The 24,985-nt window shown below is 40.5% G+C and carries 28 protein-coding genes; 14 read left to right on the top strand and 14 right to left on the bottom strand.

The annotated features are described in order from the left end of the window. Positions 1-7 precede the first annotated feature (7 nt). Complete coding sequence (locus tag DI060_RS09500) at positions 8-553, top strand: lipocalin family protein (RefSeq protein ID WP_244594340.1); 546 nt, start codon at positions 8-10, stop codon at positions 551-553. On the opposite strand, the gene DI060_RS09505 is transcribed toward DI060_RS09500, so the two are convergent. After that, entirely contained in the window at positions 550-1,179 is a 630-nt protein-coding gene (locus DI060_RS09505; RefSeq protein WP_108976172.1) for a DUF2306 domain-containing protein, read from the bottom strand. The two genes, DI060_RS09500 and DI060_RS09505, sit on opposite strands and share 4 nt — an antisense overlap. Positions 1,180-1,239: 60 nt before the next feature. On the opposite strand from DI060_RS09505, the gene DI060_RS09510 reads away from it, so the two are divergent. After that, on the top strand, positions 1,240-1,848 hold the full coding sequence (locus tag DI060_RS09510; protein WP_108976174.1) for a Crp/Fnr family transcriptional regulator: 609 nt from the start codon (positions 1,240-1,242) through the stop codon (positions 1,846-1,848). A 21-nt stretch (positions 1,849-1,869) separates the two neighbouring features. Here DI060_RS09510 and DI060_RS09515 read toward each other — a convergent pair whose 3' ends face one another. From DI060_RS09515 to DI060_RS09525, 3 genes are read right to left on the bottom strand one after another with little or no spacing between them, the layout of a single operon-like run. Continuing rightward, on the bottom strand, positions 1,870-3,105 hold the full coding sequence (locus DI060_RS09515; RefSeq protein ID WP_108976176.1) for an RNA polymerase sigma factor: 1,236 nt from the start codon (positions 3,103-3,105) through the stop codon (positions 1,870-1,872). A gap of 41 nt (positions 3,106-3,146) precedes the next feature. Continuing rightward, positions 3,147-3,494, bottom strand: coding sequence for a YciI family protein (locus DI060_RS09520; protein ID WP_108976178.1), 348 nt, complete (start codon positions 3,492-3,494; stop codon positions 3,147-3,149). 9 nt (positions 3,495-3,503) lie between these two features. Further along, positions 3,504-3,923 carry a hypothetical protein gene (locus DI060_RS09525; protein ID WP_108976180.1) on the bottom strand — a complete coding sequence of 140 codons (420 nt, stop codon included), beginning with the start codon at positions 3,921-3,923 and terminating at the stop codon, positions 3,504-3,506. Positions 3,924-4,066: 143 nt separating this feature from the next. Between DI060_RS09525 and DI060_RS09530 the strand changes: the two genes are divergently transcribed. Continuing rightward, on the top strand, positions 4,067-4,528 hold the full coding sequence (locus tag DI060_RS09530) for a hypothetical protein (RefSeq protein ID WP_108976182.1): 462 nt from the start codon (positions 4,067-4,069) through the stop codon (positions 4,526-4,528). Between the two features lie 90 nt (positions 4,529-4,618). Further along, positions 4,619-5,053: an acyl-CoA thioesterase gene (locus DI060_RS09535; RefSeq protein ID WP_108976184.1), complete on the top strand. Its 435-nt coding sequence runs from the start codon at positions 4,619-4,621 to the stop codon at positions 5,051-5,053. A 32-nt stretch (positions 5,054-5,085) separates the two neighbouring features. On the opposite strand, the gene DI060_RS09540 is transcribed toward DI060_RS09535, so the two are convergent. Further along, positions 5,086-6,936 carry an AMP-dependent synthetase/ligase gene (locus DI060_RS09540; protein WP_108976186.1) on the bottom strand — a complete coding sequence of 617 codons (1,851 nt, stop codon included), beginning with the start codon at positions 6,934-6,936 and terminating at the stop codon, positions 5,086-5,088. Positions 6,937-7,127: 191 nt separating this feature from the next. Here DI060_RS09540 and DI060_RS09545 point away from each other — a divergent pair, with 191 nt between their 5' ends. Beyond that, on the top strand, positions 7,128-9,206 hold the full coding sequence (locus DI060_RS09545) for a methyl-accepting chemotaxis protein (RefSeq protein ID WP_108976188.1): 2,079 nt from the start codon (positions 7,128-7,130) through the stop codon (positions 9,204-9,206). 2 nt (positions 9,207-9,208) lie between these two features. Here the strand turns inward: DI060_RS09545 and DI060_RS09550 are convergent, their stop codons facing one another. Next, positions 9,209-10,048, bottom strand: a complete 840-nt coding sequence (locus DI060_RS09550) for an RNA polymerase sigma factor (RefSeq protein ID WP_108976190.1) — start codon at positions 10,046-10,048, stop codon at positions 9,209-9,211. A 1-nt stretch (position 10,049) separates the two neighbouring features. After that, a complete protein-coding gene (locus DI060_RS09555; RefSeq protein ID WP_108976192.1) occupies positions 10,050-10,631 on the bottom strand; it encodes a hypothetical protein in 582 nt (193 codons plus the stop codon). A gap of 248 nt (positions 10,632-10,879) precedes the next feature. On the opposite strand from DI060_RS09555, the gene DI060_RS09560 reads away from it, so the two are divergent. Continuing rightward, on the top strand, positions 10,880-11,149 hold the full coding sequence (locus DI060_RS09560) for a cyclic nucleotide-binding domain-containing protein (protein ID WP_108976194.1): 270 nt from the start codon (positions 10,880-10,882) through the stop codon (positions 11,147-11,149). A 55-nt stretch (positions 11,150-11,204) separates the two neighbouring features. Here DI060_RS09560 and DI060_RS09565 read toward each other — a convergent pair whose 3' ends face one another. Then, entirely contained in the window at positions 11,205-12,053 is an 849-nt protein-coding gene (locus DI060_RS09565; protein WP_209452015.1) for an SDR family NAD(P)-dependent oxidoreductase, read from the bottom strand. Between the two features lie 4 nt (positions 12,054-12,057). Then, on the bottom strand, positions 12,058-13,431 hold the full coding sequence (locus DI060_RS09570; protein WP_108976351.1) for a flavin-containing monooxygenase: 1,374 nt from the start codon (positions 13,429-13,431) through the stop codon (positions 12,058-12,060). 100 nt (positions 13,432-13,531) lie between these two features. Here DI060_RS09570 and DI060_RS09575 point away from each other — a divergent pair, with 100 nt between their 5' ends. After that, positions 13,532-14,188 (top strand): TetR/AcrR family transcriptional regulator, encoded by a 657-nt coding sequence (locus DI060_RS09575; RefSeq protein ID WP_244594342.1) that lies wholly within the window; start codon positions 13,532-13,534, stop codon positions 14,186-14,188. A 62-nt stretch (positions 14,189-14,250) separates the two neighbouring features. Here DI060_RS09575 and DI060_RS09580 read toward each other — a convergent pair whose 3' ends face one another. From DI060_RS09580 to DI060_RS09595, 4 genes are all read right to left on the bottom strand, one after another. Further along, on the bottom strand, positions 14,251-14,784 hold the full coding sequence (locus DI060_RS09580; RefSeq protein WP_108976196.1) for a TetR/AcrR family transcriptional regulator: 534 nt from the start codon (positions 14,782-14,784) through the stop codon (positions 14,251-14,253). A 5-nt stretch (positions 14,785-14,789) separates the two neighbouring features. Beyond that, positions 14,790-15,947, bottom strand: coding sequence for a GAF domain-containing protein (locus tag DI060_RS09585; protein ID WP_108976198.1), 1,158 nt, complete (start codon positions 15,945-15,947; stop codon positions 14,790-14,792). Positions 15,948-16,397: 450 nt separating this feature from the next. Continuing rightward, complete coding sequence (locus tag DI060_RS09590; protein WP_282097147.1) at positions 16,398-16,679, bottom strand: RNA recognition motif domain-containing protein; 282 nt, start codon at positions 16,677-16,679, stop codon at positions 16,398-16,400. 203 nt (positions 16,680-16,882) lie between these two features. Then, the gene (locus tag DI060_RS09595; protein ID WP_108976202.1) at positions 16,883-17,344 is read right to left on the bottom strand and encodes a DUF1499 domain-containing protein; all 462 of its coding nucleotides are present in this window, start codon (positions 17,342-17,344) and stop codon (positions 16,883-16,885) included. Between the two features lie 115 nt (positions 17,345-17,459). Here DI060_RS09595 and DI060_RS09600 point away from each other — a divergent pair, with 115 nt between their 5' ends. The 7 genes from DI060_RS09600 (at position 17,460) to amt (ending at position 24,051) form a co-directional block, all read left to right on the top strand. Further along, positions 17,460-17,876: an ABA4-like family protein gene (locus DI060_RS09600; protein ID WP_108976204.1), complete on the top strand. Its 417-nt coding sequence runs from the start codon at positions 17,460-17,462 to the stop codon at positions 17,874-17,876. 42 nt (positions 17,877-17,918) lie between these two features. Further along, positions 17,919-19,316 carry an Lcl domain-containing protein gene (locus tag DI060_RS09605; RefSeq protein WP_209452016.1) on the top strand — a complete coding sequence of 466 codons (1,398 nt, stop codon included), beginning with the start codon at positions 17,919-17,921 and terminating at the stop codon, positions 19,314-19,316. Positions 19,317-19,404: 88 nt separating this feature from the next. Further along, positions 19,405-20,280, top strand: coding sequence for a helix-turn-helix domain-containing protein (locus DI060_RS09610; protein ID WP_108976208.1), 876 nt, complete (start codon positions 19,405-19,407; stop codon positions 20,278-20,280). A 24-nt stretch (positions 20,281-20,304) separates the two neighbouring features. Then, a complete protein-coding gene (locus DI060_RS19320; protein ID WP_108976211.1) occupies positions 20,305-20,709 on the top strand; it encodes a DoxX family protein in 405 nt (134 codons plus the stop codon). Positions 20,710-20,712: 3 nt separating this feature from the next. After that, complete coding sequence (locus DI060_RS09620; protein ID WP_108976213.1) at positions 20,713-21,222, top strand: hypothetical protein; 510 nt, start codon at positions 20,713-20,715, stop codon at positions 21,220-21,222. A gap of 8 nt (positions 21,223-21,230) precedes the next feature. Then, positions 21,231-21,752: a redoxin domain-containing protein gene (locus DI060_RS09625; RefSeq protein WP_108976215.1), complete on the top strand. Its 522-nt coding sequence runs from the start codon at positions 21,231-21,233 to the stop codon at positions 21,750-21,752. Positions 21,753-21,912: 160 nt separating this feature from the next. Then, positions 21,913-24,051, top strand: coding sequence for an ammonium transporter (amt, locus tag DI060_RS09630; protein ID WP_108976217.1), 2,139 nt, complete (start codon positions 21,913-21,915; stop codon positions 24,049-24,051). Here amt and DI060_RS09635 read toward each other — a convergent pair. Beyond that, on the bottom strand, positions 24,048-24,932 hold the full coding sequence (locus DI060_RS09635; RefSeq protein ID WP_135355027.1) for an LBF_1199 family protein: 885 nt from the start codon (positions 24,930-24,932) through the stop codon (positions 24,048-24,050). The genes amt and DI060_RS09635 overlap by 4 nt on opposite strands. Positions 24,933-24,985 lie beyond the last annotated feature (53 nt).

Genomic DNA, 24,985 nt, shown 5'->3' on the forward strand with positions numbered 1-24,985 from the left:
TTTTCTTTTGTTTCTCTCCTTTTGTAGCTCCCCTAAGAAAGAGGAGAGACCAGTTTGGGAACCTTTTCTTATTTTTGGTTTAACTTCCTATGCGAGTACATCGCCCTTTGATTCTTTTGCCGAACGAGAGATAGATTTTTCTAGATTCCTCGGTACATGGAATGAAATGCAAAGAATCGATACTAGTTTCCAAAGTGGACTTTCAAGGTCAAGGGCGACTTACAGTGATATTGGCAATGGCCAAATAGGAGTATTGAACCAGGGCACGAGATCCGATGGAGGCACGACTGCGCAAAATGGGATCGCCTTAGTCCCAGATCCAAAAGTGGGAAGATTGAAAGTGAGCTTTGCTTTTCCTTTCTTTTTTGGTGACTTTCTCATCTTACGGATCGACCGAGTGAATTACCAAACAGCGCTGATAGGTGGTCCTACGGAAAATTTTCTTTGGATCTTTTCCCGACAAGAAAGCATAGATCCAGCCATTGAAACAAGTTACATCGAATATGCGAAGGGTGCAGGTTACCGTGTTGCCTCCCTGAAACGATTTCGTTAGGTATTACGTAGGTATACTTCCGCAAAAACAATGTTAATGATCCAACCTGCGGCCATAAGTCCATCTCTTATCCAGCCACTCGGATCACCACCAACTAAGACAAACCAAGGAAGGTGAGTGAACACTTGTGTGCCTGCTCCTAATCCAACCGCATAAGCTCTCACCATCCACATCCGATGCTCTTTAACGTTTAATTTTCGTATCTCGCGGTACGCGTATAGAAGACAAAGGAGCATCCAAAGACCAACAATCAATCGGGTATAAAAGAGTGATGGGCCATCGGTAGGTACTTTTGGATAAAAAAATGCCATCCATATGCCAGTCGCTGCTGCCATGAGTCCACAGAGCAAAAGAAAACGTCCCAATCGCCTGTGTATCGTTATGTGATTTTTTCTAAAATTAGAAGAAAATTGAAATATTGATAGAAGGCCATAAAAAACAGCTGAAAGGATGTGAAGGATAACGGGTACCGGAGCCTCAGCAAAGCGTTGGTCTGCCAAAGGAAGTTCTGAACCTGAGAGTAAGTTGAATAACCTTATACTACCAGCAAGGCTTGGAACCAAGTTTAAAATCAGAAGAAATACCAACATCCAGCTATCTTTCGAGAGTTTGGAAAATAAGGACATAGAAGAAGAAATCTCTCGCAATTTTGGTCTGACAAGGATAAAATCAAGAGATTAGAAATTATGGCATCCAAAAGAATTCCACTGCAAACAGAAGACCTAACATTTCTCTACCAATCACTTTCTAGTATCCTTCCGATTCCTAAAAGTATTTGGGAGGAGATGCCTGAAGATTTTTTTACAATGCGCTTTTTAGAGAAAGGAGAGTTTTTTTTAAAGGAGGGAAAAGTGGCCTCTGAGATGGCCATTGTTAAGGATGGTCTTGTCATGGAATCATACTTAACAAAGAAAGGTGATGAATTTGTAAAAACATATAATTTTCCTGGAGAACTAACAGGTTCTTATTATGACCTACTGTCGGGTGTAGGTTCTACTTGTTCAATACGTGCTTTGAAGGACTCAAGATTTGCAGTGGCTCCCTTCCAAAAATTACTCCAACTCAGAGAGAGCTCTCATTTTTGGGCAAAGTGGAATCTGCGTTTGGTGGAACTCTTGTTTCAAAAAAAAGCAAAACGCGAATTTGAATTGTTAACCATGTCTGCAGAAGAGAGATATCAAAGTCTTAAAAGGGAAAGGCCAAATATTGAATCCGAACTTAGCCAACAACAGATTGCTTCTTTTTTGAGAATCACACCTGTTACCCTCAGTCGAATTAAAAACCAAGCATATTAATGTTTTTTCAATTGCAAATGCTTAAGGAGAGAGGTTCCAATTGAAAAGGATTGTTTCTCTTTCCTCTTGGGTTTTTGCTAGCCTTTGAGCACTTTCTAAATGAGAATTGGCCAAGTCCCGATTTTCCTGTTTCCAAATATAAGCGAGAAGTAAATGAAAGTATACACTCTCAGGAATATTGTTTTGGGTGCTTAAAAGTGCTAAAGCATCTATTCTTCCTTTGCTTCGAAAGACAGAATACACCTGATTGAGAAACACTGTTTTATTTTCTGTTAAGCGAAACAATTGTTCATTTAAGTCAGATAGAATCTCCCATTTCTCTTTATTGTCCTCTCGCGTATGCATCATTGCGATCATAGCTTCCACTTGATAGTCTGTTTGTAACCTTCTCGAAGCTTCAAGACTCTTTGTTAAGTAGATATTTCCGAACTGGATAAGCTCTTGGTTCCATTTTGTACGGTCTTGGTGGTCAATCGCCAAAAGATATGGCGTCTCAGCTACCCTACTTTCCAATCGAGAGGAATGAAAGGCAAAGAGAGCAACTAAAGCATCTACATCATAACTTTTCAAAGTCTGATTTTGGCTTAGCAAAAGACTCAATCGCAAAGCCTCGCGCATCAAATCGATTTGTAAAATGCCTTTCTTGGAATGCCCGTAGTGTCCTTGCGTAAAGACTAAGTAAATGATTTTCAAAACAGAAGCTCTTCTTTCTTCCAGTTCTTGCCTTGGGGGGAATGCCATACTCAATGATTGATTTTGGATAGTTTGGCGGGCACGGTATAATTTTTTTTGGATGGTTTCTTCTTCCATCATTTGCAATTCTGCAATTTCTTTCACGGTAAATCCGAAGGAAGTTTTTAAGGCAAGAGCGATTTGGCTGTCTACAGGCAAACTTGGGTGAGAGATCGCAAACAATACTTGCAAGGTGTTGTCATCTATACTTTGGATTTCCTTTTCCCAGACTGCTTCCAAATGGAACTCTTTTGGGAAAATGTTTAGATTCTTTTCTAGTATCTTTTCTCTATTTTTAATTTTTTGGATCTTGGAGAGAATTTTGTTCTTTGCTACCGCATACAACCAAGCCTTTGGATTTTCCGGAAGTCCTTTTAACTTCCAAACTTCAAATGCACTGAGAAAGGTTTCTTGGACCGCATCTTCAATCTCTTCAAAGTACGAAAAGCCAAAGATTTTGATCAGAGTAGCAGTTAAGTTTCTCGATTCTTCCCGATAAATTTGAGTGAGTTGTTTCTCTTTCATAAAAAAAGGACGGAGATGACTCCGTCCAAATTCTGTTTTGCCTAAGGCGAAAATGGCGTAATGGGGCGTACTTCCAGACTTCCATTCGGATAATTTAGAATTGGACACTTTTTCCCAATTTCGATCGCATCTTCTATGTTAGCTGTTTTGCAAACCAAATACCCAGCCAAAATTTCTTTTGCTTCCACATATGGACCATCGCTCACAGAACCTGGCCTTAAAACCGCACCTTCATAGTCCAAAGGTTGGGTAGCTACGAACTTACCAGATTCCACAATCTCTCGGATCCAGTTTGTCCAATGAGACATGGTTTTTTCCCTTTCTTCGAGACTCACACTGTAGTCATTTTCACCGACAATGTTTCTGAATAATAAAATGAATTCTTTCATTTTCCTCTCCTATTTACCTGGATTGTGTTTTGTACGATCAATGAAAGCGGCAGAGAATATACCAATTAACAATAGCTCTACGGTTCCATACACAAACCATAAAAAACCTAGGCTATGTGGAATGGGTAATACTATGTAATTTGTATATCCATACCAAAACTTCGCTATGCCTCCCAAGGCAAGACCGATCATTGCGCCTTCTAACCATCCTTTCCCTTGGTAGGACTTTAAGAAAAGCCATACATAAGAAAAAGAAAATACTCCATAGATCCCAAAAAAAATGGAGGCATTGGCTTTCAATTCTTCAGTCTGTCTCCAAAGCGCCGAGAGGCTTCCGTAAATTGGGGACAGCAATATTTGGTTGATGATTGTTTCCAAAATGGCGACGGCCAAAAAGGTTAAAATCCCGAAAAGTAGATTGGTTTTCATAGGTTCACTCCTGTTTGTTTCTAAGAGGACCTTTGGGTTTTGTTTTTCTGGACATGAGGACAAAAAAAAATCCTAGTATGACAGCGCATCCTAGGACTACTCTAAACAATACGGTAAATAGCAGAATGAGGAAACAGAAACTTATGGCATGGTCAATTTTAGGTGCTGGAATATTGGCAGTTTGGTTTGGCTTTGTCCAATTGGGGAACTTACAAAAGGAATCAGAAACGCAAATCCAAACCAAAGTGTACCCTTATTTTGATTTGGTAAAAAATAGAGAATACGCAAAGGCGTATGAACTTTACTTTCACTTCGACTTTAAAAACCAATACAACCTAGAAAGGTATCTCGAAGCTCAAAGACAAAATGAACAAAATCTCGGTGCATTGAAAAATTTCCGAGTTTTGCAAGTCCGTAACGGGGCAGGATTCACCCAAGTGAAGGACTATACATTATTTCTTGAACTCAACTTCGAGAAAGCAAAGGAAGAGGTTGTGGTGCGAATCCGCAGGCCAGAAGAGGACCAGAGCCAATTTTTGATTGATGGGATTTGGAAGGGAAGCTATGGAAGGTCTGCCCTACTTTGGGAAAAAACAGTCTATTGAACTAGAAACTGGCAAAGCCCTTAGGGTGTAGAATTGATTTGATCCGCCTTGCCTCCTAGTCTCAGCTTACAATCATTGTCCTAAAGAGCCATGAGCAAACCGATACGATACCAGTCGATCTACAAACAAAAAGTAGCTTGGGGCGACATGGATGCCTTTGGGCATGTCAACAATGTTACCTATGTCCGTTATTTTGAATCAGCACGTGCACAGTTTTTCACCGATGAAAATCTTTGGGAGGCCCATGCAAAAACCCTGAGAGAAGGACCTGTCCTCACCCATCTAGAAATGGATTATAGACGTCAGGTCGCTTTCCCAGCAGATTTAGAAATCACGATGACAGTCAGTTCGCTATCTTCGCGCGGTTTTACAATGGATTGTTCGATGTGGTTAGGTGAGGAATGCGCCGTTAGTTGCAAGGCCTCTATTATTTGGTTTGATTTCCAAACAAGGAAACCGACCAACTTACCCAGAGTCTTTAAGGAAAAATATTCCCATACGAGTGAGCCTCCTACATCCAAATGATGTGCATCAAGTTGAGGCTCACTTAGATAGCTTTACTTCCGGTACATTGCCTCAATCGCTTGTGAATATTTTTCGAGGATGAAATTTCGTTTTAGGCTCAATTTTGCTGTCAGTTCTTCACCTACTCCAAACGGCATATCGAGAAGATGAAAATCGACTACTCTTTCAAACGATTTAAACCCTTGGGACTGGCCATTTCTCGATTGGATTTCTTTTTTGAGAATCTCATAGACTTCGCGATTTTCTTTCAAATCACTCCAGGATTGTCCATACTCTTTGAAATATTCGAGTCTCGGTAAAACCAAAGCTGTTAGGTACTTTTTATCTTGGCCTACGACCATACATTGTTCAATGGCAGAAGATTCCAAAATTTTTACTTCAATCGGAACAGGTTCAACATTTTCTCCACCTAACAAGACTATGGTTTCTTTAATTCGGCCTACTAATTTCAGCTCTTTTCGAAATGTATACATCCCTAAATCGCCGGTATGTAACCAATTGTCCACGATGACTTGGCTCGTTTTTTCAGGCCCTTTTAAGTAACCTTTCATAAGTTGTGGCCCTTTCACCAAAATTTCACCTTTCTGGTATGCCTTTCTAATGGTCTGTTTTGTCTCTGGATCAACAAGTTTGATCTCTGTATTCGGAAAAGCGACTCCAACTGTTCCTGGTGCAGACGATGAATCTTTTCTCATCGCTATGATGGGAGATGTCTCAGTCATTCCATATCCCTCTAAAACAGACACACCGATCCAGGAAAAGAAAAGATCAATGTAAAAAGGTAGCGAGCCACCACCTGACACACTAGTTTTGAGATGCCCACCTAAGATTGATTTAATTTTTTTAAAAACCAATTGGTTGAAAAGCTGATAGGCAGGATAGGAGAGAACAGCAAACAAAAGATAGAGTGGCCGAAGGAGAGACGGATATTTGAGTTTTGAAATTTCAACTCCATCAATTCTATTGAGAGCATATAAGAGTGCCAGTTTATGGTACTTTGCCACATTGATAGCGAAAGAAAAGAATTGTTTTTGAAACCTTGTGCCTTTGTTGACTTGAGTATGGATGGCATGGAAAAGACTTTCCCAAAGCCTCGGTGCAGATGCCATAAAGGTAGGCTTTACGGATTTTAAATCTTCTCTTAAAGTTTTTACATTTGAATAATAAGTGCATGCACCTTTGGCTAAGGACATGTATTCAAAGATCCTTTCAAAGATGTGCCATACTGGTAAGATGGAAAGGATCCTCTCTCCAGAGTGCAAATGAATGGGAACATTTTCAATTTGGCTTACAAAATTTGCATGGCTCAACATGACTCCCTTCGGATTGCCTGTGGTTCCGGAAGTATAGATAATGGTAACTAGATCATTGGATTGAATCTCGGAAATCCGATCCCGCAGTGCATCCGCATCTCTTTTCTGCAGAATCTCACCCTCACCTAAGAGCGTGCCAAGGTTGGGAAATTGATAGGATCCATCCAAAAGAAAGACTTCTATACAATTGGGAAGTTCAGTTCTCATCCGTACAATGCGCTCTCGCATCTGTGCGTTTTCTACAAACACAAACTTGGATTCCGAATGTGCGATGATGTATTTTAGATCTTCGTCTGTAGCATCACTCCCTCTAGGAACGTCGACTCCTCCTGCATAATTGATCCCAAGGCTCGTTATGATCCATTCCCAACGGTTATCAGAAACCAAAGCTACCCGGTCACCGCGTTCCAAACCCAAATGTATCAGCGCACAGGCAAGGTATTCTGCTTTTTGTTTGAGTTGCTGAAAGGATATAAATTGATAAGATTTTTCCAATTTATAGGCAAAAGCAGGAAGGTTTTGCCATTGTAAAAAGGCAGTATCCAACAAATTAACTAAGGTTTTCGACATTCATTTCTCTCCTATCCAAAGCTTAGCAGAGTGAAACTTTCGTGTCGTCGCATGTTATAATATGGCACGCATTTAATATATGAAGGGAAGACCGATCTAAAGTTTCTGCATATCCAGAAAGAAAAAACTTTTTGATCTTGCAACCTGTCCTATTATTTGTTACACCTGAAACCCAGTTCGTAAGAAATCATATGAAAAAACCGCAAAGTTTACAAAAACGGATCTTTACCTTATACCTCCTTCAATCAGGTTTTTTATTTGTATTGGCTTCTTTTCTCATCTATGAGTCGGCCTCTGACTTACAAACTTTTCATTCTGTTTCCCAAAGGGTAAAGATATCGAGCGAATTGATCAGGGGTCTCATCGACCTTTCATTGGAAAGAAGTGTGAGCCAAATCGGCTTACATTTGGAGGCCCCACTTCCCGAAACCTACCGGACTCTGATCGCGGTACAAAGACAAAAAGGGTCCACAAAAATCAAGGAAGCTGTCCAAACCTGGAGAGAGTTTGACAGTCTCGGCTCGGAAAAACCAATCCGAAAGATAGAAGACATCCTCAGCGAATTAGAAACCTATCGCCGCCAAGTGGACAAAGACATTGTCCTACCAAAAGAAGAGAGAGATGCAGACTTCCGAAAACAATTTCCTTTTGTTTTCCCGCACGCTTTAGAAAGTTTGGAGGCGGAGAGGATTCATCTACATCTTGGGACTAACTCGCCAAAGATAGATGCCCTTCTCTCCATCGCAAGATTGGCATGGCAGATACGTGAGATCTCTGGTAGAGAGCGCACCTATTGGGCCATTGCTGTTCTTAACCAAAGACCACCAAGCCCTGAAGAAAAGGAACGCATTCGGTCTTTTCAAAATATAACAAAACAATTGTGGAACCAGTTGAGCATATTAGTACACAAAGATCCGAGTGCATTTGGTATCCAAACTATGTATGACAATGCAGAACGATTGCACAGAGACAATTACCAAAAAGAGATGGATACTCTCGCCATTGGCATAGAAACAAATAGCAACATTCCAAACTTTGAATCATTTTTTGAGAGTACACAAAATGCACTTACTTCCGTTGAAGCTCTAAGCAACGCGGCAAGTGATGAAATGTTAAAAGAGACAAACAAAGAATTGTATTGGCATATCGGAGAAATTGCCTCAGTCATTCTCTTTTCTCTTCTTAGCTTTTTTTTGGGAAGTCTCTTCATGAAAAAATTGAAGTCCAATACTATTGATCGTATTATGCTTGCTTCACGCTCTTTACACCAATTATCTCTGGGAAATTGGGAAGCAAACATTCAGACAAGTCAAAATGATACGGAAGAAGTATCCAAATTAATGGAAGTACTTGGCACTTTTGCCAAAAGTCTGGAAGAAAAACACCAAATTTCAGACAAAGTAAAGACATCCAGCCAAGTGATCGAATTGAGTACAGAAGAGCTACTTAAAGTGAGTTCTGACCAAAGCATAGAATCCGATCGCATCGCAGCTTCTATGGAAGAAGTAAGCAGAAATGTAGAAAGGATTTCCGAAATGATAGAGGTCAACACCTCAAGATTTCAAGTAGTAAAGGTATTGAAAGAAACATTAGAGAAAGAGTTGGCCGATGTTGTTAGTTCCTTAAGTACGACACAAAATCAATTTACTTCCTTGAGTGAACTATCCCATGCAAGCCAAGAATCTCTCCACCAGCTCTTCTCCTCATTTGAAAAAGTCGAAGCTAGTTCTGAAGAGATGAGCCAAGTATTGGAACTCATACAGGGAATTTCAGAACAAATCCATTTACTTTCTTTGAATGCATCAATTGAAGCTGCAAGGGCAGGCATTCATGGAAGAGGATTTGCTGTCGTTGCCAGTGAAGTGGCAAAGTTGGCAACCCGTACAGAAGAATCTATTTCAAATATCTCTGTCTTAATTGAAAGCAATGCAAAGGAAATCCAAATTGGTAGAGAGAACATAACGAAAGTCGATTCCACAATGGAACAATCTCATAAGAGTATTGATTCTCTATCCGATCATCTGGAAACATTGAAAGATGTCATCCATATGCAAATCCAAACCAGTAGGAAGATGAATGAGAACCTAATGGAATTTGAATCTTTAATGCACTCTGTCCAGGAAGCATCAGCCCAGGAAAAAAGTGTAGTTCTTGGAGTTACCAATTCTCTTCATTCCTTTTATGAGTCTTTGAAAAATGCGGTGGATGCAAATAACCAAATCTCTCTAGAAATCAAAGAATTAGCAAAAACCGCCTCACGTTTGGATTGAGTTTATGTCTTAGGCAACTCTTCTTCGCCCATCGCTATGCGATTGCAGCGTAAGAGAACTTCTTGCAGTTCAAATCCTGAAGTTTGCAAAGGATCAATTGCTTTGATGAGTTGGGCTCTTAAGTCATATAAACTCCCAGGATCACTCGAACTCAAATCACGCTTTACTCCTTCCATTTTTTTATCATGATCATCAAGAGGATTTAACCATTGGTTCAGCTCTTTACATTGATGGCAGACTCCATTTTTGTTTACAAGGGCACATCGATATTCATAGATCTCATTCAAGATCTCTCGGGAATGAGAAACCATATGTTTTACACTTGCATAGGATCTATCAAGTATCAACGAAATCTCTTTGGTAGAAAAGTCATAAATATCCTTTAAGATCAATGTGATTTGCTTTTCGATTGGTAAATTTTTTGCCATACAAGTAAAACAAGTATCGATATGTTCTTTGACCTCGTATGCGCCAGCCGGAGAGTTTGATCTTGTAAATAAAATCTTCTGAGACAGGCTTGGATTTTCCATCACAAGTCGTTTTGCTTCTTCGCTTACATTGACAGTCCAACGTTTGTTGTGCTTTTGCTTATTAAATGCGATATGTGTCGCAATTTGAAACACCCAAGTTTTTAATGAGGACTCCCCTCGGTAAGTAGAGAGCTTTTCATATGCTCTGACAAATGTATCTTGCGAAATATCCTCAGCATCAGATCGATTTGCTGTAATCCGATATAGATAAGACTTTAATTGTGGTTCAAACTCCAAAAACAAACTGTGGAATTTTTCTTTGGAGACTACCGATGTAGTCTCCTCATTTTCCTTTCGATTCTGTTCATTCATATTATTTCACTTTCTCAACACTTGGAGTTAAGGATGTGGGTCGATTCTCAGCTTTGCACATGTTATTATCTCTTGGCCTTTCACCGAAACGAATACCCCCTGTTTCAGTGAGTGCTAATAGATCATGGTCCTCATTACAAACAGAAACGGGAGCCCATGCGGAACAACCAGTCGCTGAAATATCTTTTTCAATTCCAACTTCTAATGAACAAGGAGTAAAGCCAAATGCATCTATAAGTTCTTTTTGTTTGGTATGAAGAGTTACAAATTTTTTATCCTCGTAAAAAATTGCCTCCCAAGCACCTGGAACAAGCTTTGATGGAGCTAAAACTTTGTAATTTCCGAAAGTACGAAAAGAGAAAACCGGTAAGTTGCCTTGTGGATCTAAACTGAGGGTAAAGTCTAGAGACCAACGATCCTTCTCAAATGTAAACTTCCGATGCCCAAAAGTTTGCCCATAAGCATAGGGTTTTGGATCGGCATATACTCCCTGTAAACTGTTAAATGGATTTGTTTGGGATTGGCAGAGCCAGATCGTGCTCAAAAAAACCAAACTTAGAACAGAAATTTGAATTTGTTTCATTTCATTCACCTCATTGAATTTCTGTTTCTGACAAATGAGTCCAAAGAAATGGATGTCCTTTCTGAAATTTTTTTTAGCTGCCGTTTATATTGCCTAGGACATGCAAAAGCCCCAATCCACATTCCAAGACAAATGCCATCCCATTCTTTTTGGTAAAGCCAGAGTCGAAACACATAGAAACCAATCTCCCAAGGCCTGTCGCTAACCAGGCTGAACCGACAAGTTGGTAGGCCAAAGCAGTTTGGCTTATGAGGGGAAAAAGTCCTAAGGCAACAAAGAGTCCTCCAAATGTAGCCCGAAATTCGGAAAAGCCTTCCTTTGTTTCTGGATATCCCTCCGATGAAAGATTGGTGAGTTTTTCTGACTCTGAACTATTGCGGATATCAAAATCAGATCTTTATAAATTCTTTGACGAGCGACCTGAAATCGGACGTTTTGTACTCAATGTCAAAATATTGGCATCTTACCTAGGAATGGAACCTGAAACCTTTAGCAAATCACTCGCACAACTGACCTAAGCATTCGCCAAAAGATCAGTTGCACTCACAGATATTTGAATAAACCAAATTTAGTCTACTTTGATAATGGAACAAAAGTGATTGGGTCTATCCCTTTCGACCTTAACCATTTTCTCCTTCCCTTTTCTCCCAACCAGAGCAAAACAGGGGACAAGAATCCAACTAACCAAGGAAATACGGCGGATACTCGAGCAAGTAGGCCTTCTCCATATGGCACATAGATTTCCATCCGACCTGTTTTTATCCCTCTGAGCACGGCCTTTGCCACTGCATCTGGGCTTTGTACCGCATTTAACCAATTGAGAACAGACCCACCATGCATTGCTTCATGTAAGAGCATTGGTGTATCCACCGCCGCTGGGTAGATCCCAGATACTTTCACTCCTGAATTTTTTAGTTCTTCATGGAAGGCAGTTAAAAATCCTCGCAGTCCAAACTTTGCACTGGAATACAAAGCAGAATCAGCAAGTGCCGTAATCCCTCCAATGGACACAATGCACACGATGGAGCCAAACTTTTGTTCAATCATTTTCGGAGCGATGCAATGAACCAGCCGAAGTGCGCTTAGAAGATTAATTTCTAAATGTCTGTTGATTTCCGAACGATCTGCCCGTAGAAATGGCCCTTCTTTGGTATAGCCTGCATTATTTACCAAGACATCTATCGTTTGGTATTTTGCTTTGATCAGTTCTGCATTTTCTTCGACTTGCTTTGGATTTGTTAAATCAAATAGATAAAGGTCAGGCTTTATCTTTAATTTTTCGGCAAGCCTTTCTAAGTTTGGCTTTTGGATGTCACAAAGGACGAGTTTGTATTCCAAGGCGTCCAATCGCAAAGCGATTGCTTCTCCGATCCCACCTCCGGCACCTGTTAGTATGGCAATTTTTTCTCTTTTTTGACTCATCACCTTACACCGAACCTATTTTAGATCTTTGGAACTGGCCTGATTTAATTTCTGGCCAACCCATCTTCTTTTGGACTTTGGATCTGTATTGTTTATAAGCCACTTGGTTGACATAAACAGAATGACGACCTGTATTTAGGTATTTGATTCCACCATTTAAGAGCGGAAAATCTTTCTCTATTAATTGGTCAAATTTTTGCGAGGATGGATCTTGTTTCCTTTTGGCATCAATGTAGGATGCGATGAGATTTGCCATTTCATCAAACATCTTGTATGCACCTCCATCTGTTTCCATATATCCAAGAGCAAATAAATTCTTGTACTTCCGATTGAATAAAGTTAGATACAGCTCTGGTCTTCCATTCTTCCACTCAAAGTACTTTGTGTCCATATATGGAATCGCCCAGTGATAGCCAGTAGCGAGAACGATCAAATCAATCTTTTCTCTAGTCCCATCTTTGAAGACTACCTCATTTTCTTCCAATTTTTGGATATCTGGCTTTGCAATGATATCACCGTGCCGTAGATAATGTATGAGTTGGTCATTGATAATGGGATGGGTTTCAAACAATTTGTGATCAGGCTTTGGCAAGCCAACCTTTCGAAGATCACCGACTAGAATTCGTAAAACAAAACCCAAAATCAACTGTGAAAACCAATTGGGTATCCAGTGTGCGCCATCACCAAATACATCTGCTGGTTGGCCTAGAATATGTTTAGGAATAAAATGATAGCCTCTTCTGACACTAATAAAGGCCTTTTGGGAAGCAAAAGCAGCGTCACAAGCAATGTCACAGCCTGAGTTCCCTGCCCCCACAACTAATACGCGTTTGTCTTTAAAACTCTCACTATCTTTATACGAAACACTGTGGATAATCTTGCCTTTAAAATTTTCTTCGCCTTCTAGTTTAGGGCGATTGGGAGACCAAGTAATCCCAGATGCACAAATAACACCTTCGTATATTCTTTTTTCTCCAGTAGACAAAGTAACTTCCCACTTTTCACCACTTTGGGTTATGGATTTCACTGCGGTTTGGAATTGTATGTGTTCATATAGTCCAAATTCCTTTGCAAAACTTCGATGGTAGGCAAGGATTTGTTGGTTAGAAGGATAGTCTGGATATTCTTCCGGCATGGGGAAATCTGCATAATTGGAAAGATACTTTGAAGAGATAAAATGAGCCGATGCATACATGGGCGAACCTGGATTCTCCATATCCCAAATCCCTCCTACATCTTTGTGCCTCTCGATCACATCAAAAGGAATGCCTCTCGCTTTTAGTGAGCGTGCCATGGAAAGTCCTGCAGGACCGCCACCTACGATACAATACTTTGCTGTTCCCATTTTCTCTACCCCCAAAATATGTGCATTGATCATATTTTTTACTTTTGCGATCATTGCTCATATTTGTTCTTTCGGTCAAGAAAAAAATTCAAATTCACAAAAAAACTGGTCAGACAAATTCCTAGGGAAAAGTATGCAATCGATGAAAAAAGTAGCCTTTAAACCACCTACTCAGGCGCGGAGCAAGGAGAGAGTTGAGCTCATCCTAAAGACCGCAAAACAACTCATTGGTGATAGAGGGGTAGATGACGTGAGTATGCGTGAAATCGCAGATACATGCGGCATCCAGATTGGATCGCTCTACCAGTATTTTCCAAACAAGAATATTCTTTTATTAACGATCATGCGGGAATATTACGAGGCTATGTTTTCCCAAACAAGCGACTTATTTTCGTCGGCAACTTCGCTTTCTGATTTTAGAGCTAAAGGGGAAATTGCCATTATGAAATTCATTGAAATGTTTGAAAAAGATACAGCACTCAACCATCTTTGGTCTGGCGCAAGGGCAATTCCAGAATTGATCCGAGAAGATAATTTGGATAGCTATCGCAATGCAGATCTCATTATCCGCACTGCACTTAAATTTTTTAAAGGACTAACGATTAAGGAGATCAAACCATTTGCTCTCCATATGGCACATACAACAGGTGCTATCCTACGTTTTATCAAAGAACTTCCCAAGGAAGACCAAAAGGCAATGGTACAAGAATATATATTGCAATACCACTTAAGATTTGATGCCCTGGTTTTGCTTTCAAAAGAGAAGATGCGGAAATCTAAAAAAAGCTGATCTTTGTATTTGCTCTCAAAACCCGAACGCATACCCATGCCTGGATAGAGATACAACCCCATTTATAAGGTTTTAATGTACTGCTTAACATGATTCAACTTCTCGGAACGTTTGTTAAAGCAATCCAACATCAAACTTCCTTCGATGGCACTAAGGATCACAGAAGATAACAATTGGGCATCCTCATCTGTTTTGCCCATGGCGGAGAGCTCAGCTTTGATCCAAGCCATGAGCTCCTCAAAAAATGCTCTCACTAGATCTTTGGCATTCTCGGAAATTTGAGCAGACTCTGCTGCAAGAACACCAGCGGTGCATTGACGACTTTCCAGTGACTTACCGATCATCTCAACCAGCAATACCAATCTTTCGCGGCCAGGCTGCACTGTTCCTTCCATCTGTTTCAGACCACCGAAAACAGACTTTCTATATTCAGTAATCAGTGTCTGAATGAGATCGTCTTTTTGTGGGAAATGATAATGTATACTTGAGGATTTGATTCCAAGGCTTGCAGCCAGCTCTCGAAAACTCAGACTATGCAAACCCTTTTCCTGAAGTTCACGGTTTGCAAGCTTTAGAATTTCATCCTTTGTCGACATCTAGGTTATCTTGGTCCAACTTCCACGTAATGAGCAAGTAGGATTTCAGACACATTTTTTAATTTGAGTTTTACCGCCTGCACACTGTGAACCGTGCGATCGACTAGCCGCAAAAGTGAATCACTGATCAAGATACTTCCAGGTCGACATGCCTTCTGCAAACGAGCTGCAATGTTGACTGCATTTCCAATCAGTGTATTGTCCCGTCGATCCTCACCGCCAACATTGGCACGTATCGATGCTCCGACATTTAAGCCCATCGTAAATTCTAAAGCGACGAGCCCCATTTCTTTGCGTTCTTTGTTCAATCGTTCTACCAATTCTCTGATTTCGATAGCAGCTCTTAGCGCATCATTTGGGTCAGGAAAGAGGCAAAAGATTTGGTCACCCACAAATTTATCGATGTCCCCTCGATTGGCAAAAATACGATCTACAACTGGTTTAAAGTACGTATTGAGTAACTCAACCGTTGCAGCCGATCCCAATTGTTCGCTTAACTTTGTAAAGCCGACTGCATCCAAAAAGAAATATGTTGCCTGCACCTCTTCATCATGCAAATCAAGATGCCCTTTTTCCACGGTCACATCTGCACGTTCCCAAACACTCTTAGAGGTATACCGCTTGATTAAATTTTCTAAAGAGACTGCCTTACGCGTTGATTTTGCAAGAGCATCCAAATTATGCCTAAGTTCGATCTGCGCCATGGCTTGCCTGGCCAACATGCGCACTTGGTTGAGTCTTTCTTCGCTCATTTCTCTAGGTTTTGTGTCAATGACACAAAGTGTTCCAATATTAAATCCATCTCTTGTTTTCAAAGGTGTGCCTGCGTAAAATTGAACACCCACTTGGCCTTCATTTGCATGCTCTCGGTATTTGGGATCTGCCAGTACATCGGAAATGACGATTCCTGTATCGCTTAGGATAGCTTGGGAACAAAAGGCGCCTTCTCTCGGCATTTCGCTCGCATCTATGCCCACTTTGGATTTCAACCACACCCTGTCTTTGTCCACCAGTGTGATGAGGCTAATCGGTGTGCCACAAATCTCCGCTGCGAGACGGGTCAGGTCGTCAAACAACTCCTCTTTCTCGCTGTCTAGGATATCGTAAGCCGCCAAAGCTCTCATCCGGGCATCTTCATTCGCAGGTATCGCATTTCGGTCCATGAAACCACCTCTTCTATCTATCAGTAGATAGATAATTTGCCCGAATTCGTCAACTGCTTTTTTTTCTATTTTGATCGTCTGGGCACCTCGGACCGCTTGGTGGATCGATATCTCACTATGTCTCTCGACCGCGCTCTCCGCTACAATCCTCCCACCACCAAGCGGCTATTAGATGGGAGAGATTTCCGCTGCTATCGCTGGTGCGGGGACTCCCGATGGGTTCACAACATCCATGCATTCGAAATATTAATCGTAGGAGAAATCATCGAAATTGGAAAGAAAAGAAGAGTATTGAATAAATTGATTGGCTGGGAAGCTAGTTTTTGTTAGCTGATGTAAAACCGATAGAGAAAGTCGAGCGCGCGTTTCGCGTTCAGCTCCTGGTCACACTGCTAGAGCTGGAGCAAGGATACTCTCTGTTGATTCGAACAGAGAGTATCTTCCGAGAGATTATCTCCAAGAATTTGTTTTTGGTTTTGAAATGTTAACTTTCAATTCTCTGTTTAGAATGTTTTGTCCATTCAGTTCACGGATTGCATTGTTAGCCGCTTGTTGGTCGTCCATCTCAACAAATCCAAAACCTTTGGATCCGCCGGAATACTGGTCGGTGATGATTTTAATGGATGAAACGGAACCGTGAGCAGAGAAAAGGTCTCTGAGTTTGCTTTCCGTCATTTCGTAAGAGAGATTGCCAACATAAATGTTTACTGACATATTGTTTCCTTGGTGTATAGTTTGGCCCGCAACAGAAACAGCAAAAAAGCATCCCCCTAAAGGGAAACAGAACTAATACGCCAGGAATGTGCAGGAAGAAAACTTCGAAAAGGAATCGGAATGCAAGCCAAGGTGAGAGAGAACTGAAGTAATTTAATGAAGTGTAAATGTCGCCGGACAGTTAAACCATAAATACAAGCACAATTCCTGTCAAGGAGATATTATAAAAATACCTCGTCTTTTTTAGGCGGGTCTTCTGCGGTCAGCACACGTTGGAACTTCTCTCTTCGGATTCGGTTGGCAAATACATCCCAAAAGCCTAACCAAGAATGAGATCGGAATTGAACAATTTGTTCAGAATTGGGGAAAAAGAGTTCCACACGATCAGGAAACCGAAATACCTTTGTGAAATATGTTAAACGGATGTATTCACCTTCACGAATCTCATCTATATGCACGTTTTCTGATGCATCAATAAAGCCTTTCACCTTTCGAAAGGCTTCCTCACGACTAACGGAATATTGTAGTGCCTCTGTGTGGTGTATCAAATTGAACTTCATACTTTGCGAGGAAATACAATTGGGTGAAGGAGGGCAACCGTGCAATTCTCCTTCAGACACGCCATAGAAGGGGCTAAGTAGACTCATACAACAAAGTACAAAAACTCCGATACCTGCTTCCATTTGCTAGACTCCTTTCCTCTCAGTAGACGAAATGGAATTCGTATAAGTCATCTGCAGTTAAAAAAATTGACTCTGTATTTGTTTTTCCTAAGTTTTGAAGGAAGAGGTACTTCCTATGTCACCAGATAAAGTCTTTCGCATCGCCAATATCGTAGCATTACCACCTTGGATCTTAATGGCAGCTCTCCCGAACTGGGAGTACACAGCTCTCGTAGTAAATTCTTTCGCATTTCCTATTGGTCTCTCGTTATTGTATACCCTTTACATTAGTTTAAGTTTTGGAAAGAGCAAAGGAAACTTTCGGACACTGGATGGACTTGCTAGTTTATTTCGCAATAAAAATGCACTCCTCGCAGGATGGATTCATTACCTAGCCTTTGATATGTTAGTGGGAACCTACGAATGGAGGGATGCACTTTCCATCAATCTTCCACAATATCTTTTGATTCCGGCATTATTTTTCACTTTGATGTTTGGTCCTTTTGGCTTTGTTCTCTATCTTTTGATCAGATATCTATTTCTCGCCTTTTGAGTAAAGGCGATGTATAAGCAGAATGAGAAGGCAAGGGTATACGTGATTAAAAAAGCACATCTCGTATTACCTCTGTTTCTCTATTTCCAATTATCTCTCGCATTCTCCTGCAAGCCAACTGAGATCTACAATATTTGTGATTCGCGGAGCAATTTTTTTTATATCGTCGTCAATGCAAAGTTAACTGGTCTGGATCGCAGCAATTTCTGCAATTTCCGCGTGGACCAAACTAGAGTTTCTAGTCCTAGGTTTCTACCTAAGCCTGGAACCTATACAAGCCCTCAATCAGTGCGTATCACTAACGATGATGCTGAAGCAACAGTTTATTATACGACGGATGGAAGCATTCCGAATGCATCCAGTCCAGTATTTAAAGAACCTTTTCTCATTCCAGAACAGGCAGGCACGATTTTCCAAGCGATTGCTATAAAACCGGGAACCACAGATAGTGAGGTTGTCCAGGCAATCTATTCATATTCTTTAGTGAAAACAGGCCAGATCATCTCTTATGCCGCAAATGATGATGGAGCCTTGCAAAAGGGATCTCCCAGAAATTATACGGGACCTTCAGCACCATCAGCATATCCCGCAGATCATATAACTCGTGAGAATACGATGGGGATCATCTGGAAATCCTGCACCCAAGGTTTTTCTGGTGCAACATGTGTCACAGCTGTAAGTGGCAATCAGTTTACCTTTGCGGATGCAAGCCTGGAATGTAGCAATATGAATAGTTTGAATGCTGGTGCGGGGTTTGCCGGATTCAAAACTTGGCGTCTACCAACAATGACAGAACTACTTTCGACAAACGATGCCTCCAAAACCTCGTTTACCCTTTCGGCGACAACGGAATTACCTGTAACATTTAATTTTGCCTATTGGTCATCAACTCCGTATCCCTTTAATACTGGTTTTGCGTGGTATTTGGACTACTCCAATGGAAATTCTTATGCGACATTTAACACAAATAATAATTACCATGCGCGCTGCGTGGCCAGCTCTTCATTTAGAGAAGGATTTTATTTTACCGTGAACACAGATGGAACCGTATTTGACAGAAAAACTGGTCTTCTATGGCAACGTTGTGCAATCGGTCAAAACAATGATGCTACCTGTTCTGGATCGGCAAGCCCAAGAACATGGACACAAGGACTTTCCGAGTGTGCACAATTAACCTTGGCGGGTAAAACATGGAGACTACCTAACAGAAATGAGTTGGCAAGTTTGTACAATTATGCCTTAAATTCAGCGCCCTTTATCGATCGTACGACATTTCCAAATGTAGGCACTTCTACTTCTGAACACCATTGGACCTCAACCACTGATGCCATTAATACAACAAGGGCATGGTATGTAAATTTTACATCGACGATCAATAATATCTATGATTCATCTGTTAAAACGACAGGCTACTTTGTCCGTTGTGTAGCAGACAACTGATCCGACGACTCTCTCGGGAAAAATTGACAAATAAAAAGGACTTTCTGACCTTCTCATTTCCTCAAGAAGGTGCTATGATACAGATAGAGTGCAGTGGGAAAGTTACTTATTCCAGGATGAAAAGACAGGTGCGTTCTTTCACTATACCGAAAATGCGTTTTTTGACCAATCCCATGTTTTCAGCGAGCCTTCCGCCAACCATATCCTTTGGAACCAAGGAAGTACTGAATTAAAATTCTATTGTGATGCAAACTTGATCTATTTGCCACCGCATTCGTTTACGACTACCACCTCTTTTCATTTTGTAAGATTGATACCCAACCAAGAACCATTTACATGTATATCCTTCAACCGAGAGTTCTATTGCTTGAGAGACCATGACCATGAGATTTCTTGCAATGGGATCCTTTTCTATGGAGCTCAAACCTTTGCTATCCATAACCTAGATCCCGTTGAAAGAGAGTCAGCCCATCAAATCTTTCAATTGTTTAAAGTCGAATTCGAAAAAAAGGACCCTGTGCACGGAGAAATGTTGGTGAGCCTTTTAAAAGTACTCATTATCATCTTAACTAGAATTGGGAAAAAACAAGTACGCGCGATTGATGGGAACTCTCAAGAAATCGAGCTCATTCGTAGATTCAACCTACTCGTAGACTTAAATTTTAGACAGCAAAAGCAAATCAATGATTATGCTTTTGAGTTGGGTGTCAGTGCAAAAAAGTTATCATCAACATTTAAGAAAGCGAAACTAGATCCACCGCTCACTCGGATCCACCAAAGGATTATTTTGGAAGCCAAACGTCTGTTACTTTTTTCACTTAAATCAGTCACGGAAATTTCGGATGAACTAGGCTTTGAGGATATGAGTCAATTTAGCAAATTATTTAAAAAGATAACAAATGAATCACCTTCGCAATTCAAGACAGGCATCTCAGAGAGACAGTCCCAAGAACAACAAAATTAAGTATTCATACAAAAAAAGGAAAACATGATGATCACAAAAAATAGATTGAATATAGTTTTAAGACTTAGCTTGGCCATTATCTTGCTACAAACTCTATACTTCAAATTTACCGCCGCTACAGAATCTGTCTTTATTTTCAGTAGTTTAGGTATGGAACCTTGGGGAAGGATTGGAGCAGGACTTGCTGAACTTATATTGAGCATCATGCTTTTCATACCTAGAACTGCAGCCTTAGGAGCATTCTTCACGGCAGGAATGATGGTAAATATCGTTGCCATCCATTTTCTATTTTTAGGATTTGAAATTGCTGGCGACCACGGCCTGCTCTTTGGTCTGGCCGTATATTGTTTGTTTGCCGCATTAGTCTTATGTTTCAATCAAAAAGAAGAACTGATTTCTATATACAATCGTATTTTAAAAAGGAATTGATTCATGCATCTTTTTAATGAAACACTTTTTATCCTAGATTCTCTGGACTCCCTACTTTCAAAAATGTCAGAAAAAGAGTATTATGAGCCCATCTCTATTCTCCAAAATAAATCTGTATCCCAGCATGTTCGGCATATCTTAGAATTTTACCAAGAGTTTCTTTTAGGGCATAAAAAAGGAGAGATTGACTATGATGCAAGAAAACGATCCTTAAAAATAGAATCAGACAGAAACTATACCATTGAATTCATTCAATTGATGCGGATTGAATTTTCGAATTCTTTTCCTGACAAAACAATACTGCTACATGTATCTTCGCACAAATTAGAATTGAGGTCTCACATCCAATCCTCCTTGTATAGAGAACTTTCCTATTGCAATGAACATTCTATCCATCACATGGCGATTATTAAAATGGCATTATTCCAAAGCTTCCCAAGGATCCAAGTATCGGATGGATTTGGAGTCGCATATGCTACTCAATTTCTTTCAAAGGCCAAAGCAGAGTTTTAGGTAGAATTATGTTAAGCATTCGAGAATGGTTTATGCAACAAATCGATCCGGGAGTGAATAAAAAGACGGATTCTTTGAAGGTCGACCAAACCATTCGTGATTATAGACTTCAGCTTTCTAGTAACCAAACTCTCTCTATCAAAGAAATTGTGCGAGATGGTCCCTTACTTCTTGTTTTCATCCGAGGGACCTGGTGCCCTTTTTGCAACATCCATTTAAAGAATTTAGCAATTTGGGTAGAAACATTAAAAAATAAGAGAGGCACAGTCATTGTTGTTTCTAGTGAAAAACTAATTACGATTAAACGGTGGTTGGCCTACAATCCTGTTGGGTTTTTATTTGCGGCCGACCCTGATTATGAACTCATGGATTATTTTGGAGTTCGGATTCCTCCCAACCAGTTTTCCCAAGCCGCAACTTTCTTAATTGATACAAACCTTACGATTCGACTCGTGTATAAAGGCAAACGAAACCCAGCAAGCTTTGAAATCATTGAAAGCCAATGGGAAGAAGTACTAACCCAATCCTAATTTTCTCGTGCCCTTCTCTACGAATTTCTTTCGTTTGCCCAAGGAACCTTTGTTTTCTTAAAAATCGCTTTCTTTCGCAACCAAATGCATCTATAATCTAAATCACTCTCAAAAGAATTACGTTTCTATCTCCCATTACAATACTTATGATTGAGGCATTATGTTAGAAAAGGACTTTGATATTCTTTGGATCATCATTTGCTCTGGTTTGGTTTTTTTTATGCAGGCTGGTTTTCTTTGCCTCGAATCTGGCCTCACACGCACAAAAAATTCAATCAATGTCGCGATCAAAAACATCACTGACTTTGGTATTGCGACCATCTTATTTTATACGGTCGGTTATGGCCTAATGTACGGAAATTCAATAGAAGGTTGGTATGGTGCAGACCACTTCCTTCCGGAATTTTCACTCAGCAATCCAAAACTGCCAGTATTCTTTCTCTTCCAGTTAATGTTTTGTGGAACCGCTGCGACTATCGTTTCGGGTGCTGTCGCAGAACGGATGAAATTCGGTGCCTATATCCTCATTACGGCGATGATATCTTCCATTATTTATCCCTTTTTTGGACATTGGGTATGGGGCCGATCTCTCGCGGATCTAAGCATTAAGACAGGATGGTTAGCAAAGTTGGGGTTTGTAGATTTTGCAGGTTCAACCGTCGTACATAGTGTAGGTGGTTGGGTGGGTCTTTCGGCCATGATGATCATCGGGAACCGTATGGGGAAATTTGATACCGATGGCAAAGTAAACCAAATCACTGGGAACAATTTACCCATTGCGATGCTCGGCACCCTCATCCTTTGGTTTGGATGGATCGGCTTCAATGGAGGGAGCACATTAGCATTTTCAAAGAGTATTCCTGGTATTCTTGCCAATACTATGCTTGCCGCATCGGGCGGAATGGCTGCCGCTTTGATTTATGGTTGGTTGCGATTATCTTATGCGGAGGCCACCTTACCTTTGAATGGTGCCCTAGCCGGGCTTGTCTCCATAACTGCCTCTTGCCATGCAGTTCGCTCTGAAGAAGCACTTTTTATCGGTTTTGTATCGGGCATTTTAATGTTTGAAACAAGAAAGTTGTTAGAACGATTTCAGTTAGATGATGCGGTGGGAGCCATCCCGGTTCACCTAACGGGAGGTATCTGGGGAACACTAGCGGTAGGGCTCTTTGCAAATTTAGAAACCCTTCACTCCAATTTGACTCGATGGGGCCAAATCCAAGTGCAGGCACTGGGCATCATCGCCTGTGGGCTGATTGCATTCTCTCTCAGCTATCTTCTGTTATCTCTTATCAACCGTTTTTATCCGCTCCGCGTATCAGAATCAGCGGAAAAACAAGGACTTAACTTCACAGAGCACCGTGCTACTACAGAGCTGTATGATTTATTCTCTGAGATGGAATACCAAAAACAAACTGGTGATCTAAGTAAAAATGTCTCCATCGAACCGTTTACTGAAGTTGGTCAAATTGCGGAACGTTACAACTTGGTTTTGGAAAAAATCCGCACGAATATCAAAGAAAAAGAACAACTCACTCATGAATTAGAATTGAACTTAGGTGTGATACAAAACGACCTCAACACAGCCAAAAAAATACAAGCGAGTATATTGAACCAAGAAGATAGACTGATTGGGGACTTAGAAATTACGATTCGCTACTTACCTTTATCGGAGGTCGGTGGTGACTTTTTTGATATCGCTGAGTTAAAACCTGGATTGCAGAGGATCTTTATTGCAGACGCCACGGGACACGGAGTGCAGGCAGCACTCATCACAATGGCTATCAAAACTATCTACGAATCTTTAAAACGCGGGCACTATAGTGTTCATGAACTATTGAAATATCTCAATAGTGAGTATTACCATTCCTTCAAAAACCTAAACCAGTTCTTCACTTGTACCATCATAGACATAGATAGCAACCGAAACCTAATTCGCTATGCCTCGGCCGGCCATCCACCTCAATTTTTAATCCGTGACCAAGTGATCACTCGATTGGAAAAAACAGGTAGAATCATCGGTGTAAAGCCAAGTACGGAATATACATCCCATGAATTTGAATTCTTACCTGGCAATGCAATCTGTCTGTTTACTGATGGTCTGACAGAACAATGGAATGCAGACCAATTGGAGTTTGGGGAAATGAAATTGGAAGAGTACTTCCAACAGAAGGAAGTCATTTCCTTTCGGGAAGACATCGATAAGATCTTAGAATTACAAAAGAATTTTTTAGAGGGCATGCCCTTACAAGATGATATAACCGTGATTGGAGTGAGCCGAAAGAGATTAGGAGCTTAAAATAGAAAAAACTTTTTATTTTCCTGGTAGTTTTTGAGAGCACTAGTGAGAATATTTTTTTCTTCTCTGTCAACAATGATGTGTTGGTGGAATAAGTACTCCACAACCGAAGATTGGTATTCTGATTCCAAAGCATTCAGTTCATGTAATAATATGGAAAGTCGATTGGGGTTTCTTTCTTGGAGTTTCAGTTGTTTTTCGACTTCATAAGGAAAAAACTCTGCCATTTGTTTTGTGAATTTATCCCATTTCTCTAGTTTTACAAATACAGGTTCGATCTTTTGAGAAAACTCCATATGGATTGGGTTGTCATTATCACATAATACGATCACCATGCGAACATATTGGTACAATTGAGGATTGGTAAAAAAGACTTGGTCGATTGTTTTTTGGTCCATCTCAGAAAATAGTTCGACTAAGCCCTCGATAACGCCCCCTTCTTGCTCAAGTGAAGAAAAGAATGCCTCCCAACTCACTGCATCTAAATTTGTAATGAGAAAAATCTTTAGTGTAGGATCGTTCAGTTGTCCTGTATGGTCTAGTAGGATCCGTAAACTTTGTGCGGAAGATAATTTGGATACTAGTTCTAAGATATATTCACTTGATTCTGCGTTTCTTTCTGCTATGGTTTTTCCAAACCCATGGTATAAAAAATTGAGCAATAGAGGTACAGGAAGATCCTTACGATTGATGAGTGTTTCAATCTCTGGTTCATTTCGTAAGATCCAGAGATAACGGATAAAATAATCCCTAAGCTCCTCGACTTCGAATAGGATTTCTAGATAGTCCTGTAATAAGTCCGTGTCGCTCAAAAAAGATAGAGAAGCTTTTGCATTATTTGGTCCTGCTTTCTTCCAAAAATCCCAGATTAAAATATTCATTGAATGTATTACAATGGGAGACATGTCTCTCTTTGTTCCAAATCCTTTTCTAT

It is taken from the genome of Leptospira ryugenii (assembly GCF_003114855.1).
Taxonomy (GTDB): domain Bacteria; phylum Spirochaetota; class Leptospiria; order Leptospirales; family Leptospiraceae; genus Leptospira_A; species Leptospira_A ryugenii.

Coding starts and splice junctions, on each gene's coding strand:
- DI060_RS09530 (WP_108976182.1), top strand. CDS start 4,067: ATGGCATGGTCAATTTTAGGTGCTGGAATATTGGCAGTTTGGTTTGGC.
- DI060_RS09550 (WP_108976190.1), bottom strand. CDS start 10,048: ATGAATGAACAGAATCGAAAGGAAAATGAGGAGACTACATCGGTAGTC.
- DI060_RS09520 (WP_108976178.1), bottom strand. CDS start 3,494: ATGAAAGAATTCATTTTATTATTCAGAAACATTGTCGGTGAAAATGAC.
- DI060_RS09535 (WP_108976184.1), top strand. CDS start 4,619: ATGAGCAAACCGATACGATACCAGTCGATCTACAAACAAAAAGTAGCT.
- DI060_RS19320 (WP_108976211.1), top strand. CDS start 20,305: ATGATGATCACAAAAAATAGATTGAATATAGTTTTAAGACTTAGCTTG.
- DI060_RS09575 (WP_244594342.1), top strand. CDS start 13,532: ATGCAATCGATGAAAAAAGTAGCCTTTAAACCACCTACTCAGGCGCGG.
- DI060_RS09540 (WP_108976186.1), bottom strand. CDS start 6,936: ATGTCGAAAACCTTAGTTAATTTGTTGGATACTGCCTTTTTACAATGG.
- DI060_RS09580 (WP_108976196.1), bottom strand. CDS start 14,784: ATGTCGACAAAGGATGAAATTCTAAAGCTTGCAAACCGTGAACTTCAG.
- DI060_RS09560 (WP_108976194.1), top strand. CDS start 10,880: ATGAGGGGAAAAAGTCCTAAGGCAACAAAGAGTCCTCCAAATGTAGCC.
- DI060_RS09585 (WP_108976198.1), bottom strand. CDS start 15,947: ATGGACCGAAATGCGATACCTGCGAATGAAGATGCCCGGATGAGAGCT.
- DI060_RS09565 (WP_209452015.1), bottom strand. CDS start 12,053: ATGAGTCAAAAAAGAGAAAAAATTGCCATACTAACAGGTGCCGGAGGT.
- DI060_RS09525 (WP_108976180.1), bottom strand. CDS start 3,923: ATGAAAACCAATCTACTTTTCGGGATTTTAACCTTTTTGGCCGTCGCC.
- DI060_RS09510 (WP_108976174.1), top strand. CDS start 1,240: ATGGCATCCAAAAGAATTCCACTGCAAACAGAAGACCTAACATTTCTC.
- DI060_RS09600 (WP_108976204.1), top strand. CDS start 17,460: ATGTCACCAGATAAAGTCTTTCGCATCGCCAATATCGTAGCATTACCA.
- DI060_RS09595 (WP_108976202.1), bottom strand. CDS start 17,344: ATGGAAGCAGGTATCGGAGTTTTTGTACTTTGTTGTATGAGTCTACTT.
- DI060_RS09635 (WP_135355027.1), bottom strand. CDS start 24,932: ATGAATATTTTAATCTGGGATTTTTGGAAGAAAGCAGGACCAAATAAT.
- DI060_RS09505 (WP_108976172.1), bottom strand. CDS start 1,179: ATGTCCTTATTTTCCAAACTCTCGAAAGATAGCTGGATGTTGGTATTT.
- DI060_RS09515 (WP_108976176.1), bottom strand. CDS start 3,105: ATGAAAGAGAAACAACTCACTCAAATTTATCGGGAAGAATCGAGAAAC.
- DI060_RS09570 (WP_108976351.1), bottom strand. CDS start 13,431: ATGATCAATGCACATATTTTGGGGGTAGAGAAAATGGGAACAGCAAAG.
- amt (WP_108976217.1), top strand. CDS start 21,913: ATGTTAGAAAAGGACTTTGATATTCTTTGGATCATCATTTGCTCTGGT.
- DI060_RS09620 (WP_108976213.1), top strand. CDS start 20,713: ATGCATCTTTTTAATGAAACACTTTTTATCCTAGATTCTCTGGACTCC.
- DI060_RS09625 (WP_108976215.1), top strand. CDS start 21,231: ATGTTAAGCATTCGAGAATGGTTTATGCAACAAATCGATCCGGGAGTG.
- DI060_RS09545 (WP_108976188.1), top strand. CDS start 7,128: ATGAAAAAACCGCAAAGTTTACAAAAACGGATCTTTACCTTATACCTC.
- DI060_RS09555 (WP_108976192.1), bottom strand. CDS start 10,631: ATGAAACAAATTCAAATTTCTGTTCTAAGTTTGGTTTTTTTGAGCACG.